Below are 15,307 nucleotides of genomic sequence, written 5' to 3'. Positions count from 1 at the left end.
GAAACGACACCCTTAGATAAACGCATAAACAAAAATCCCCCCGACAATCAACACATTGCCAATAATCTTACGCCGACTGAGTTTTTCTTTTAGAATCAGCATCCCCAAAATCCCAACATAAATATAGCCGGTTGATTCTAAAACCGGTCCCATTGTTAACGGCACCCCACGATAAGCAAAGGTCGTTAACAAGGATGATCCGAAGAAGAAAAAATAGGCCCCGATCACATAGGGGTTCAGATACTCTCGGATGCGACTTTCATAATGAATCATGGCACTTTTTTTGAGAATAACTTGTGAAAGGGAAGCCACTAAAACCGAAAACAAATAGAGAGCATAAAAAATCCATTCATTATTTGTCATCACTTACCACCAAATATATTCCTGAAACAATAATCACCGAACCCAACAACATCCCCCAACGCAGCGCTTCTCCAAAAAACAGAACTCCCCAGACAATTCCCCATAAAATGGTAATCGCTTTATTGGCAAAAGCCACTGTTAAGGGAAAGCGCTTTAAGATCTGCTGCCAGAGAATAGCATAGACAAATAATATCAATAAAAACAAGCCGTAATAAAGTATGAACGCCCAGGAAAGAAATGCTTCTTTGCTGGCCATTTTTGAAAAAACCGATCCGATTGAATATAATAATAAACTTGCATGTAAAAACAAATAGTTTTTTAATCTCAGTGTTCCTCTGTTCTCATCCGATTTACTCATTTTTCTCTCTCATACCTCATTTTTACAAATACTTCCATCATTTTATAGAGCGCGATAACATTAAATGCGATAACCAATGGGTAGGCCCCTGCCAGATACCAATATGAAATGGCTACATAAGCCGAAATATCGGTATAGGCGACACCACCAGCCAGTACAGCCGCACTAAAGAGCAAGGCCGATAAAACCAACCAACAGTCCATTAACGCATACGTGTTACGCATTTTTTTTATCAGTACAAAAAACGAAAGCAGGCCATAGACTACCAGCGCCACCATAAAGACCACTTCGCCCAAGCTTTGATAAATCGCAGTAATACTGTTCATTAACACAAGTCTGACTTTTACATTCAATGGAATTGGTTCACCCTTTATTCGGGCCGCATTATTTGTAATGTCTTCAAAAAGCAAGATCCCATTCTGCCCATCATCAATACTGTCAACCATACTGGTTTTGACTGCTTCAAACCCGGTGACATACTGAGTTGTTTTTAAAAAAGCGCTGGCCAGTTTTTCGCCATATTCATCCCGCCAGGGAGACATCAAAGCAGATGGCATGGTTGGTCGACGCATAAGCTGGCCACTGTCAAAGGCCGCCTCCAATTCATTGGTCACCGCTTCATAAAAACGATTGGCCGTTTCGGCATCATCATAGTACCCCGAGTTGGAAACCGCTTCCCGCAACGCCCAAAAGAAAAAACCATCCTCTACCTGTCTTACCTTGGCATCTTTTTCGTACCAGGACCATCGATCCAGACTTGATTCCAACTCATTTTCAATACTTTTTAGCGATGGGGATGCCGCATAAATTTTTGTCATCGTACTTCTGGGAACCGATGCCCGCTCAATTTCTTCACTCGGTTGCACAGCATAGATGAGTTTTATTGCCTTCGTAAAATTGCTGTCATTGAGCTCATTCGTGGTGTAAATTCCATAATATGCGTAATTTACACTGGAGATAATTATCGTAGATATGATCAGAATTCCCATCGGGACTAGCGTAATCATCCCTTTTTTAAGCTTTTCTTTTATTGATAATTCTTTTTTTAGAATAATCGTTATGCCTGTAATAATAATGACGCCCAGCACCAATGGAATAATCCAGATCCCATCTTCCCGGGTATGCCATAAAGCGGCCAAACCGAGTCCGGCAATAACTGCCCAGACCAGCTGAATTGCCGTTTTTTCAAAGCGGTTTAAATAAACGGCAAACATCCCGCCACTGATGACGAGAACCTGAGCGGCAGTTAAGCTATTTCGATAGACCCGGAGAAAGGTTTCATCGGCAAATGAGATCGGATTAAACAGCAACGCCAAAAAAATTAAATAAAGCGGAAATTCAGTTTTAAACAGTCGTTTGATCCCAAAGACAAAAATTACGCATGCGATGGAATAGATTCCTGGAATTGACACCGAATAGGGGATTCCAAACCAATCATTTGCGACTAAAAAAAGCGGAAAGAACAGCCCCTTGACTAACGTCTTTTCCGAGTAAGAACCTAACCACTCTCCTTGAATTAACGAATTGGCCATATTGATCATTAAGCGATCATCGTGTCCGGCTCCGGCATGGGCAAAAAGAGGCATGCCAATGACCAGCAGTTGTTTGAACAGAATAAAAGCAATCATAAAAATGACCAACCGGTATTTTTCGATCACTATCCTCAATCGATTCTTTGCGTTTCCAAAACGTGTTGACACCCTCTTTTCACCTCCTCAATTTTTTTCAATGAAAAATAACAGACAACCTAAATTTTTCTCTAGCTTGTCTGAAACCATCCTATTTTTTTCGTTCAATTTCCAAAATCCCCAGAAAGAAACTGGCAAAAATCAATTCAATACCGATGGCGATTAGTGTTGTCGCCGGAATTGTTATTTTCATGATTGACTCTGGCTGTAGATTGCCAAACGAATTGTTGCCCCAAATAACAAAGGCAATAATCGTCGCCACAATCCCCAGTACGGTTAACAAAACCCCGATTACAACGCCTTTTTCGACGGTAAACTTTTCCAGGATACCAATGGTTTTAGGACTATTGGGTATAAATCCTGAACTTAATGCATAAGCTTTGGTAAACATTGAAAATAAGCTGATATTAACCCCAACCAGCAATGCTGCCGAACCATACATCATGGTATTTATACCAAAATTCACATTACCGATTTTTGTGGGACCGACGCCAATTGCTACCATCATCACCAACCCAATGGCTGATAAAATAATGCCAGGATACAAAAATGTCCAATTGGGACTGTACATCATCAAAAATTTGAGATGCCGCCAACCATCCCGCCAACTTCTTAAGTGCGGGGGACGTGACCGACCATCCGGTGATAAGGTCGTTGGCACCTCAATCATTTTCAGCTTATGCAAGGTAGCCTGAACAACCATTTCGCTGGCATACTCCATTCCTGTCGTTTGCAACTGAAGACTCTGAATCGCCGCTCGGTTATAACCCCTAAGCCCACAATGAAAGTCTTTAATATCACTGGGATAAAAAATCCGCCCGATAAATGATAAGACCGGATTTCCCAAATATTTATGCAGCGGCGGCATCGCCCCTTTTTCAATTCCTCCTTTGAAGCGGTTTCCCATTACCAATTCATAGCCTTCTCTTAGTTTTTCAAGAAACGGCATCAGGTTTAAAAAATTATAACTATCGTCTGCATCGCCCATGATAACATATCGACCTCGGGCGTTTTCACTCCCACCTCTTAATGCGCTCCCGTATCCCTTCTGTTCGATATTGACAACCCGGGCTCCGTTTCTGATGGCTATTTCCTGAGATCCATCGGTACTGCCATTATCGGCAATGAGCACTTCGCCATCGACATTGTTATCTTCTAAGAAGGACATCGCTTTTTTTATGCAAATCTCCAATGTTTCCGCTTCATTCAGGCACGGCATTAATATCGTTAATTCGATTTCTCTCTCTTCCAATCGCTTTTCCTCTTTATACTTTATATTTTATTACTCACGTTCGCTTATTCCAACGTTGGGAAGACCGCCGTCAACACGATCTGCTTAGACTTCTTTTCTCCATATCTCATTCAATAGATTCAAATGCCTTTCAAAATTATGCCGATGTTGCTTTTTTAACACTTGCAGAATGACACCACTGAAAAAACTGATAATGGCGATGATCCACAAGGCCGAAATGACAATCAAGGTCGGATATTTGTCGACCAGGCCGGTTTCAAAATAATTAATTAAAATGGGCGTAAAAAAGATCCCGCTGATAATCAACAATACTAATGAAAGCATCGAGAAAAACAAATAGGGTTTGGTATCTCTAAATAAGGTTCCAATTGTCATCAACACTTTATATCCATCTGAATAGGTATTGAGTTTTGAGACACTGCCTTCTGGTCGATCCCGATAGTCGATCGGCACTTCAACTATTTTAAAATTGTTGTCCAGGGCAAAAATTGTCATCTCCGTTTCAATTTCAAATCCCTTTGATGTAACCGGAAAGGATTTTACAAATTCCCGGGTGAAGCCCCGAGCTCCGGTCATAATATCTTTTACTTCAGCCTTAAACAAAACATTGATTAGCTTTCTCACCAGAACATTGCCAATGTTATGAAAAGGACGTTTGTTTTCCGTAAAATAAGTTGATGACAGGCGATCCCCAATGGCCATATCGGCTCGTTTTTGATAAATTTGTTTTTCCAGTTCCAAGGCGAATTCGGCGGGGTAGGTGTCGTCTCCATCCGTCATAATATAACAGTCGGCATCAATATCCCGAAACATCGATCGAACCACATTGCCTTTCCCCTGTCGATATTCGTAGCACACAATGGCGCCAGCCTTTCTGGCAATTTCATCAGTCCCATCACTGGAATTGTTGTCATATACATAGATATCAGCATGAGGCATGACTGCCTGATGATCTTTGATTACTTTTTCAATGGTTTTAGATTCGTTATAACAGGGGATTAAAATCGCTGTTTTTTGTCCTTTTTCCATCATTACTCCTTTAATTATAATTTACTGTATATATCTTAAATCCGTTTTCATCTGCTAACTCCGTAAAGCTTACAGCCTCATTTGAAAGTATCGATAAATCCCGTTTTGAGAAAACATAGGTTACCTCTAGTTTTTCCAGATCCATAATATTTAAATTCACTTCAAAAAGATCTGGCGATTTCAGTTCAAAGTGTGTTTCATTACTTGTGTTAATCAGATTGACACTGATATGGGCATAACGGTTATATATTTCCTCTGCTGATCCATCCGGATCCAGTAGATGCCATCTTTCCAGATTCGGATACACATTTGTGGAGTTTATTGTTGGTGCGCCAGCCATTAATGGAAAATTAATCACTGGAAAACCAATTTCCGCTCCCGAATCGACAATCCATAATCCGTTTTCCGTCGTATTGATCTGTTGAATTCTATTGATTAAATTCGTCTGGTAAATCGCATCCAGTCCATTAACAACTGGATTCACAAATAATCCTGCAATAAAAATGATACCAAAGACAATCACCAATAACGTCTTACGGGCCCACTCCTTGTTTCCACTTAAGATGACGTAAAATGATCCAAACAAAAGAAGTAAACTAATCATACTCATTTTCAGATCAAGATAACCGTCATATGTTTTAAACGCCAATAGCGTGATTCCGAGGCTCATGAGCAGTGCACTACCCACTTTAAACCATTTTGAAAACGCACCGTCAAATAAAGCAAGGGCCCGGATCAACAATAAAATATTTATGAATCCTACTGCCAAAAAAGCTCGAACCGGCTTTGAATAACTGAGCAAGGTGATTTTTGCCAACCATTCCGGCCACGGAAACAAACACCATACTATCATCATGGCATTTATTAAAAGCAGCGGGATCAAGAATTTATCCTGCTGCTTTTGTTTTATCACTACCCACGCAGACAAAACAATTCCCAACGGAAAGAAATCAAAATAAACTGCCAGCTCACAGGGATTTGCATACGTCAGTTCCCGTGAAAAAGCAAAAAACAGGTTGCCCGGATATAAAAACAATCGCAACCCCTGGTTTCCCCCGGTTTCAGCACTTCCTCCCGGATAAACCGTATTCATCACCGAGTCAATTGTTCCTCCAGATTTAGACAAAATATAAATCATGCCCAAACTCAATAATAGAATCAAACCAACGCCAATTCCAATATCTTTTTTATTCCAGACAAAATGCTTCCGATTTTCCAGCACAACGCCAATGAATAATGCCAGAAATACATATACCAGTGGTACTTGCCAGGCTGGATAAAAGGTTAAAATATATCCACCGGCACAAATTAACATCACCAAGGCATACAGTGACCGTCGATAGTAATTCTGATTATTCATATACAGGGTGATCATGATCAACGCCAGTTGACCAAAAACCAGCATTTCAACCAGACCGTTGATGGCAAACCACCACTGCACAACGGGAGACCAGGTAACCATCAGGGTATAAATCAAGGCCAGCAATTTACTCTTATTCGTGAGGATCATCCCAAATTCAAAGGATACTAAAAACAAGGCAATGGTTCGACCGATCCAAAAAAATGACAGCCCTTTTGCCGGAGCCAACAGTAAATAACCCCAATGAAATGGTCGAAAAAATATCGCAATATCTCTTACCGGTTGACCATATATGATAAAGGTGTCGGTTAGTGCCCCCCGAATGGTTTCACTGAAATAAGGAAACAAACCCGAATGATTATAATACTGCGACAGCATCATCGGTGTATTGACCGCCCACTCGTCACTACGGATTGCTCTTGATATGCCAATCAATGGTTGTGAAATATTGGTTAAATTAGTTAAATAATTCTGCCAATACAAGATTGATGAGCCATGAATTTCAAAAAAAACAAGGAAAATCCCCAATATCGCCGAAATCCAAAAACGATATCGATAGGCACTATCTGTCAGTTTTTCCATTCCGTAATGATTCACCAAAATGCTCAAGCCAATTCCAATACTCATAAAAAAGAATAACCTGACAAAATCGAAAGTCTGAATAATCTGGGCAATTCCTGACCATGATTGGAACGATTCAATCGCAATTTTGTTTTCAATCATTAAAAAAAACAATTCACTAAAACCGGTTAATATTAATGACAAAATTATTAAAATGAAAATATTGATCTTTCTATTTGTTAATATTCCATTCAACTTAATACCCACTCTCAAACACCGCTTTAAATGTCATAAAAAATACTTTGATATCAAACCACAGTGTCCATTTTTCGATATACTCGATATCACACTCGATCCGTTTATGAATCGAAGTATCCCCACGCCAGCCTTGAACCTGAGCCCAACCGGTGATCCCCGGCCGAACATGGTGTTTGATCATATACTTAGGAATTTCGTGTTGAAACTGGGTGACATAATGGGGTCTCTCGGGTCGGGGTCCGACAATACTCATATCCCCTTTAAGTACATTGTAGAACTGTGGCAGTTCATCAATGCTGGTTTTTCGGATAAATGCACCAAATTTTGTTTTACGCGGGTCGTTCTCAGTGGTCCAGCCGATTTCCCCAGGAATGGCGGCATCACAACGCATCGATCTGAATTTGTAAATCCAGAATTCCCTTCGGCCCATCCCCACCCGAATTTGCTTATAGATAATCGGCCCAGGTGAGGTTACTTTAACCAGAATTGCCGTAACCAACATAATTGGTGAAACCAGAATTAAAATCAGAATTGAAAGAATAATATCAATTGCTCGCTTGATCCATTTATTCAAGGGCTGATCCAGGGGGATGTAACGGGTATTGATCAATGGAATACCATCCAGTTCATCAAAATAAGCTGTTGTTCCCTGAATCAAGTGAAAATAATCTGGAATAATCTGGGTTTTAACACCCTGGTATTCACAGATATCAATGACTTCATCGATTCGTTTAAAACTGGTATTCGGCAAGGCAATAATGACCTCATCCACCTGATATTCTTCCAGAATTTCATTCATTTCCCGGGTTTTTCCCAGGATCGGGATCCCATCTTTATCGCTTTTGTGATAATAATCATCAACATACCCGGTTACCTTATAACCCAGCTGACGATCTCCAGCGACTTTTGCAGCAAAGGTTTGACCAATACTACCAGCACCCACAATAATAATATACTTGATGTTAAAACCCCGTTCCCGGGCCATTCGGAGAATTTTGCGAATCGATCCCCGCTCCAAAATCATCATCACCGTAGAGGTAATAAAGAAAATCCCCAGCATATACCGTGAAAAATGGATGCTTTTCATGGTAAATAAGGCCGACATTAAAATCGCAATGCCAATAATGTTGGCAAAGACGATTTCCCGGCATTCTTTAAAAAAACGCTGTTTGCGATATGGTTTGTAGAGGCCAAAGAACAGAAAAAGAACAAGATAGAGGGGGATAATGATTGCCAGCAAATCAATATAAGCCCTCAGGTTCATGGTCCGCACGCCATCATCAAAGAAAGGTGAGACAAACCGAATATACCAGGCAAATAAAAGAGACGCTGTCACCACACACAAATCAAACAACACCAATATAAAATTAAAAAAACGCTGATTGCTTTTTATCATGCCTGTCTCCCTTCCCTGTTTTTATTTTCTGCGATTATTTTTTGCTAAGGCCATTTTTTTCATGATTGTCGTTCCTGTAATCACACACCACCGGGTAAACCGATTATATTTATTCTGATAATGTTTATTATAAAAAATGATCATCGAATCATAAAATGCGGCAATCACTTTGGGATTTCGTTTGCCGATGCCACTGGCTTTTTTGTGATGAAAAATTCGAACTTCCGGATAATACATGACCTGATACCCGGCCTGTTTGATCCGATAACACCAATCGACGTCTTCCCCATACATAAAAAAATCCTCATCCAGCATCCCTACCGTATCGACTACGGCTCTGGGAACCAACATAAACGCCCCCATAATACAATCAATGGAACAGGTTTTATTTTCATCCACATAGGTCAGATTATAGGCCCCAAAACGGGTGCTTTCGGGAAAGGCCAGGTCCAGATTGAGACTGTGATAAAGTCCGTTCATCGGTGTCGGAAAGCTTCGTTTACAGGCCGGATCCAGTTTTCCTGATGGCAGCAATACCTTACAACCCAATGCCCCGATATGTTTGTGATCTTTAATAAAAGCCAGGGCACCTTTTAAGGTATCCAGATCAACAATGGTATCGGAATTGAGCAAGAGTATATAGTCGCCCTTTGCCACCGCCATACCGATGTTATTGGCCTTTGAAAAGCCCAGGTTTTCGCTGTTTTTGATAATCGTTATTTCTGGAAACTGCTTTTCAATGGCTTCGATGCTGCCATCATCAGAAGCATTATCGACCAGAATAATTTCATAGCACAATCCTCTGGTATTACTTTTTATAATTGAATCAATACAATTTGATGTCAATTCTTCTGTTTTATAATTAACAATAATAATCGATAAATCCATTTTCAGCCTTTCTTAAGCCATTTTGTCTTTCAAAAGACATTATATTTTACCATACCCCCCACAAATATGGAAGGGCCGATCTAAAAACTGTTTTACTTGCCTATTTTATTTTCAACTTGTCTAAATACATTCACTATCAATTGGACTTCAATAAAAAAATAATGCTTCAGATTTCGAAACTGAAAAGGAACCTTCGTCATGATTCGATGCTTTTTCAGACCTTCTTTAATCCCAGCTCGATAATCCTGGCCAAAGCCCCTTTTGGCAAACGTTATGTATTTAACGATAAACCCCAAAAATAAAAACGGGCTGTTAACCAGTAATTGAACAAATGGCATATTTTTATATGCGACATAAATATTATTGCGGGCTGAAATCTGAACCTTGAAGGGACTGTACTTTTGGCCTTCTGCTGTGGTTGCGCTGCCAATATGGTAGCAGATTGCTTTGGGTTCATATCGATTTTTATAACCATTGATCAATGCACGGTATCCGATATCAACGTCCTCCATATAGGCAAAAAAAGCTTCGTCAAACAAGCCAATCTCATTTAGAATCGATCGGCGGTAAATCCCCGCCCCGGCACAGCTACTAAAAATTGCAGTTGGCTTATTATGCGCATTTACCGATTGGCCATCGCCCCGTTTATATCCCCAGCCCAGAATATTATAAAAATCGCCGGTGTCATCGAGCTTATCCCGTTCATAAAAACGGATCATTTTCGAGCTCACCGAAAAGATTCGGGGATTATCATCAATATGCAGATATAAATATTTCACAAAATCGGGATCCGCCACCACATCGTTATTTAAAAGCAGACAATATTTTCCATGACTGGCCAGAATTCCCTGGTTGACCGACTTATCAAAACCCGAATTAACAGGGTTTTCCACCAGTGTTACATTTTCATAATTTTTTATGATTTCGATACTGGCGTCGCTGGAGCAGTCGTCCACGACAATAATTTCCATGTGCCCGAATGTTCTAAAACTTTGTATCATCATACTATCCAGACAATTGGCAATAAACTTCTCCCCATTGAAATTTGGTATAATAACTGAAATATCACACTTCATAAAACCGTCCTTTTTTCTATCCATAATCCGTTTTATTATAACATAGGATCTTCCTTTACTAAACAAAAAGAGACCAGGAACTTTTCCCAGTCTCTCTTTTGGGCACTATCTCAATTTGCATTGCTGTAAGGGTTGTGAAAGTCAATCCATATTTCCGGATCGACACAGGCATCATCAGCATTGGCGATTGCTCCAAAATGCAGATGCGGTCCATAGGCATTATCGATATAGGTTCGTTGGGCGTTATAACCAGAGCCCCCGACTGAGCCAATTTTTTGGCCCTTACTTACCGACTGTCCCACACCCACGTTAATTTCCTGCAGATGTCCATAAAAGAAGGAAACACTTTCACCGTAGCGATCAGTGGTGCGGATTCGGACGTAGCGACCATAGCCCATAAAAAAACCGGCTTTTTCGACAATACCATTGCCAACTGCATAGCAGGAGGCATAATAGGGTGCCGGGATATCAACCCCTTCGTGAATATCACCCCAGCGTGGTCCAAACCAATCGGTGGGATCGCTGGGATTGGGTTTATAATTTTTATCCAGCGGATAATTATAAAAACCATATACTGTTGCCGTATTCTGTAAAATCGTTTTACTGGAGTCCTTAACAAAAACCATTTTTCCGTTTTTATCAACCAGGTAAGCATGCGAAATAAACGCATCAACAATAATGTTATAGTTTCGCAGATTAATGTTGGCTTCCCATGTGTGATTGCCAATATAGGTTGCCGGCTCCCAACGCAGATCATCCTGACCATTTGAACGGCTCCAGGTTGGCATCATGATGGCGGTCACACCGTTTTCACTTCCCACATTCCTGATCCGGATTTTGAAGGTATTATTCAGCACCGCCTTATCATACTCGATGATGGGATTAAGCTTTGCCAATGTAAAGTTAACGCTTGCAAAAGAAATAGTCTCTCCATTATTTCCCTTGATATAAGTATGGATAATAAATGGGCCGGTTTCAAATCCATGGTTTTCAATATCCACCGAGGCAAGGTATTCTCCATTTGCGCCAAGCACCCCTTGATACCATCTTATCTCATCCTGGCCATTGCGATTTGACCATACCGCAAAATCGACCTGCTTAATCCCAGGCTTTTTGCTGCAGTTTTGAGTGCTAATGACAAACTTCGATCCATCATTTTCCTGCTGATGTGCCGCAACTTTTAATGGATCTTTTATAAACGGATTGTCACTGATTTTCGTTGTCGCTCCGAGATACTTCTGTTGTCCATTTTTATCGGTAACGTAGACGTGACTGATAAAGGTATCATAGCTTTGTTTATAATCAGCGATATTTATCACCGCTTCCCAGGTATCATTTCCTACATAGGTAGCTTTTTCCCAGCGCAGATCGTCATGACCGTTGATCTGTGTCCAGGTTGGCACAACAACATCGCTGACGCCATAGCGGTTGCTTAGCCCTGAAATACTTACCTTAAAACAGTTATTCCATACTTCTGTCATCGAAATAACAGGCTGAGATTCTTCAAGATTATAACTACTTCCAACAACTTTTAGTATTTCACCCTGCTGTCCATGGATGTAGGTATGGATCAAGTAAGATCCTGTCTCGTATCCATGGTCTTTACTATCGATGGTGATGCAAAACTCCCCATTTTTATCCCGGGTTCCCTCATACCAATGCAAGTCATCCTGGCCATTCCGTGCTGTCCAGGTTGGAAACAAAACCCTGCCAATCTCAGCTTTTCCAGCACAACCGATGGTACTGACCGTAAACTGAGTCTTATTCTCTGCCGCTTGTGAAATGATGATTCTCAGATCACTAACCCCAGTTGTTGTTTTTACTGTTTCACTCAATTCTTCATCCGGATTTTGATCGTTCGTTGTTACCGCATCCACTTCATCAACCTTTACATCTGCATTATCACTGCCTGCAGTATCTTTAGTTGTTTCCGGGTTTTCCGGTTGCAATGCCGGTTTTGTGTCTGTCCGTACTTCCGTTTTTTCTGATAACGCATTTTCCTGAACAGCAAATTCCATTTCATCCTGTGCCAGGATTTGACCTGCTGAAACAAACATAATCAATGCCCAACAGATCACCAACGATTTTATCGAATTGCACTTCTTTTTTTTCATTTCCCCTCACCTTAAATTAATCCCGGACTTTTCACTACCCTATCATTGAACCATTGTCGGCGTCAAGTCTAAGATATAAAAAAACAGAGCTGAATTTCTTCAGCTCCGTCTTTTAATCAACTAAAACTTTTTCATAATCGCCTTAACCTTACCTGCATAGGTGGTATCAGCTGCCCAGGTTCCGGCCAGTTCTTCAACAGAAACGGCGCGCAATCGCAGGGAATCATTCCAGCGTGGATCAACCTTGGTTTGATTGAGCGCTGCACTGCTGGCATAACATTTTAGATGCTGTACATGTCCTCGAATTCCAGTTTGGAGACCTGTGCTGCTACTTCCGTATACTGCTGCGAAATCAAATCCCGGTACGCCGCCAGTGGCTCCCAGCCCGGCAAAATTGAATTGGGAAACTTTGACATCCCCACCAAACTGAAGATTTCCAGTTTCCAGCATTGCCTGGGCAAAGGCAACCTCCGCCCGAACGCCTTCGGCATTACACTCCTGCACATAAAGCTCTGCAAATCTTTCTAAATTAACACCAAGATCATTGTAAAGCTGTGGATAGACACTTCCAGTTCCTTTATAATAGGCTACAAGTTGTGCCGCAGTCACTGTCGAAGCCCCCATGATCGGGGTTTCTACATAACGGACACTCACTGACGTATTGCCCAGAAATACCGATCGTCCATCGGATTCAACACCATAGGCATGAATCGAATAAGTACCACTGTTACCATTGTGATTCTTGGTATCAATTACCACCTGAAAACTGCCATCGCTTTTTTTGGTGGCTGTATACCATTTAATATCATCCTGACCATTTATGTCACTCCAGGTTGGAATCAAAATACTTTTAATTCCATTCGGTGCGGTGATACCGCTCACTGTTGCTGTAATAATATTCTCATTAACAACTGCTTTCACGGTTGATGCGGTCATCGGTTTTGTCGCCGTAATATTCGCTGAGGTATTCCCTAATAAGGTCATTCTTCCGCTAAACTCGGTTCCATAAGCATGAATACTGTAAGTACCGCCAACATACTTGTGATCTTTAATGTCGACTGTGACCATGTAGCTGCCATCACTTTGTTTTTCAGCAAGGTACCAAACCAGATCATCCTGACCGTCAGCATCACTCCAAACCGGTACCGAAATTTGTTTGATACCACCAGGGGCACTAATTCCTTTTATCGTTGCCGTAATCTTATTGCCGGAGACACTGGCCGTAACACTGGTTGCCGTCATCGGTTGAACCACAACGTTAGCTTTTGCAGCGCCGACAAAGGTCATTTTGCCATTACTGTCTTTTCCATAAGCATGAAGAATATAGTCTCCACTGTTGTAATTATGATCTTTAATATCCAGCGTCAACTTGTAGCTACCATCACTTTGCTTGGTGGCGGTGTACCATTTAATATCATCTTGACCACCGGTTTCGCTCCAGACAGGGATTAACATTTCGGTAATGCCATAAGGAGCCGTAATGCCTTTTATGGTTGCTGTAATTTTTCCGTTTAATACCACTGCGGTGACACTGGTTGCCGTCATTGAATCAACCTTCACCGCTGTTGTCGTGCTACCTAAAAATGTCATTAAACCAGTGTTATCTTTTCCATAAGCATGAATATTATAGGTTCCACCATCATATTTGTGATCTTTAATATCAACGGTGATCTTATAACTGCCATCACTTTGTTTGGTGGCAGTGTACCATTTCAAATCATCCTGACCGCCGGTTTCACTCCAAATTGGGATAAACAGATCGGTGATGCCTCCCGGTGCCTTAATACCTTTTACGTTAACCGTAATGGTATTCCCTGTCACACTTGCTGTTACACTGCTGGCACTCATTTTTTTCTGCACAGATGCATTAACATTAGCTGTGCTTTCGCCGAGTTTTGTATACTTCCCGTTTGAATCGACACCATAACAATGCAATTGGTAATCGCCACTAGTATAACCATGGTCTTTTACATCAATAGTCACACTGTAAGAGCCATCGCTTTGTTTGGAAGCTGTATACCACTTCAAATCATCCTGGCCACAATCATCACTCCAGGTCGGGATATAAATAACCTGTAATCCATTAGGTGCCGAAACACCTTTAACCGTGGCCGTGATTTTATCACCACTCACCGTGGCCGTAAAACCAGATGCAGTCATTGGTGATGTGGCAGCGCCAAAAATCTCAGTGACACTGGCTAAAACCTGATCCGCCATTTTTTGCTGATTGGTTCCATCGGCCAATTTCTGTGATTCCGCATTGTTTGACACAAAACCCGCTTCAATCAGCACTGATGGCATGCTTGTTTTTCTTGTATAAGCATCATCCCGCTCCACAATCTTATTACGACTGGGAACATAGGTTAAATTTTTGCTGAAATTAGTATTCATCAAGTTGGCCAGTTCCTTGGATTTCAAGGCTATGGTTGGGGGTGTTGCATCCAAATCTGCCAGCGACCCATCGCTCCATAAGCCGGCTTTCTGATAAATTCCGTTGTTATCAACCGATGGGTGATAACTGCTCCAGTAAAATTCATAACCACTGGCTGTCGCTGCCCCGGAGTTATGATGAACACTGATAAACAAATCAGCTCCTAAACTGTTGGCAGCGCTACATACCGCTGTCGAATTATTGGTTGTTGTTGCCAGCATGGTTGGCAATCCAGGGTTTCCAGGAATTTGGTGACTCAGCATGGCATTATAGCCATTATTCCGTAAAGTTGTGACGATTTTAATAGCCAACGCATTATTGAGATCCACTTCCTTAATACCGGTTGTTTTATTAACTGCTCCCGTATCGGTTCCTGACTGGTGCCCTGGATTAACCACGATAGTGGTGCTTGCTGCCTCCACGCTCAGACTAAAATACGAAAAAAAGGTCAGCAAGGCCAGAACCATCACCACTCCTAGCGCAATCTGCTTTCTTAAATTTTTTATCTGCGTCATTATTTTCCTCCTTTCTTT

11 protein-coding genes are annotated in these 15,307 nt (G+C 41.3%); all 11 read right to left on the bottom strand.

What is annotated here, in order from left to right; all coding sequences use genetic code 11:
- Positions 1 to 12: 12 nt before the first annotated feature.
- On the bottom strand, positions 13 to 363 hold the full coding sequence (locus BI182_RS16290; protein ID WP_286809388.1) for an EamA family transporter: 351 nt from the start codon (positions 361 to 363) through the stop codon (positions 13 to 15).
- Positions 353 to 721: an EamA family transporter gene (locus BI182_RS16285; protein ID WP_286809386.1), complete on the bottom strand. Its 369-nt coding sequence runs from the start codon at positions 719 to 721 to the stop codon at positions 353 to 355. Before BI182_RS16285 ends, BI182_RS16290 begins: the two co-directional genes overlap by 11 nt.
- Positions 718 to 2,421: a hypothetical protein gene (locus BI182_RS16280; RefSeq protein WP_286809384.1), complete on the bottom strand. Its 1,704-nt coding sequence runs from the start codon at positions 2,419 to 2,421 to the stop codon at positions 718 to 720. The genes BI182_RS16285 and BI182_RS16280 overlap by 4 nt, the downstream gene beginning before the upstream one ends.
- A gap of 79 nt (positions 2,422 to 2,500) precedes the next feature.
- On the bottom strand, positions 2,501 to 3,661 hold the full coding sequence (locus BI182_RS16275) for a glycosyltransferase family 2 protein (protein WP_286809382.1): 1,161 nt from the start codon (positions 3,659 to 3,661) through the stop codon (positions 2,501 to 2,503).
- A gap of 84 nt (positions 3,662 to 3,745) precedes the next feature.
- Positions 3,746 to 4,690 (bottom strand): glycosyltransferase family 2 protein, encoded by a 945-nt coding sequence (locus BI182_RS16270; protein ID WP_286809381.1) that lies wholly within the window; start codon positions 4,688 to 4,690, stop codon positions 3,746 to 3,748.
- A 10-nt stretch (positions 4,691 to 4,700) separates the two neighbouring features.
- On the bottom strand, positions 4,701 to 6,677 hold the full coding sequence (locus BI182_RS16265; RefSeq protein ID WP_263992907.1) for a DUF7657 domain-containing protein: 1,977 nt from the start codon (positions 6,675 to 6,677) through the stop codon (positions 4,701 to 4,703).
- Between the two features lie 190 nt (positions 6,678 to 6,867).
- Positions 6,868 to 8,265 carry an undecaprenyl-phosphate glucose phosphotransferase gene (locus BI182_RS16260; protein WP_070371608.1) on the bottom strand — a complete coding sequence of 466 codons (1,398 nt, stop codon included), beginning with the start codon at positions 8,263 to 8,265 and terminating at the stop codon, positions 6,868 to 6,870.
- 21 nt (positions 8,266 to 8,286) lie between these two features.
- Complete coding sequence (locus BI182_RS16255) at positions 8,287 to 9,153, bottom strand: glycosyltransferase family 2 protein (protein WP_263992906.1); 867 nt, start codon at positions 9,151 to 9,153, stop codon at positions 8,287 to 8,289.
- 92 nt (positions 9,154 to 9,245) lie between these two features.
- Positions 9,246 to 10,229: a glycosyltransferase family 2 protein gene (locus tag BI182_RS16250; protein WP_263992905.1), complete on the bottom strand. Its 984-nt coding sequence runs from the start codon at positions 10,227 to 10,229 to the stop codon at positions 9,246 to 9,248.
- 110 nt (positions 10,230 to 10,339) lie between these two features.
- On the bottom strand, positions 10,340 to 12,343 hold the full coding sequence (locus BI182_RS16245) for a GBS Bsp-like repeat-containing protein (protein WP_286809378.1): 2,004 nt from the start codon (positions 12,341 to 12,343) through the stop codon (positions 10,340 to 10,342).
- 120 nt (positions 12,344 to 12,463) lie between these two features.
- Positions 12,464 to 15,289 carry a GBS Bsp-like repeat-containing protein gene (locus BI182_RS16240; protein WP_286809376.1) on the bottom strand — a complete coding sequence of 942 codons (2,826 nt, stop codon included), beginning with the start codon at positions 15,287 to 15,289 and terminating at the stop codon, positions 12,464 to 12,466.
- Between the last annotated feature and the right edge of the window lie 18 nt (positions 15,290 to 15,307).

It is taken from the genome of Acetobacterium sp. MES1 (assembly GCF_002237635.1).
GTDB classification, from domain to species: domain Bacteria; phylum Bacillota; class Clostridia; order Eubacteriales; family Eubacteriaceae; genus Acetobacterium; species Acetobacterium wieringae.
Note: the sequence above shows the minus strand (reverse complement) of the source record. Positions and strands in the feature narration are given on the sequence as shown.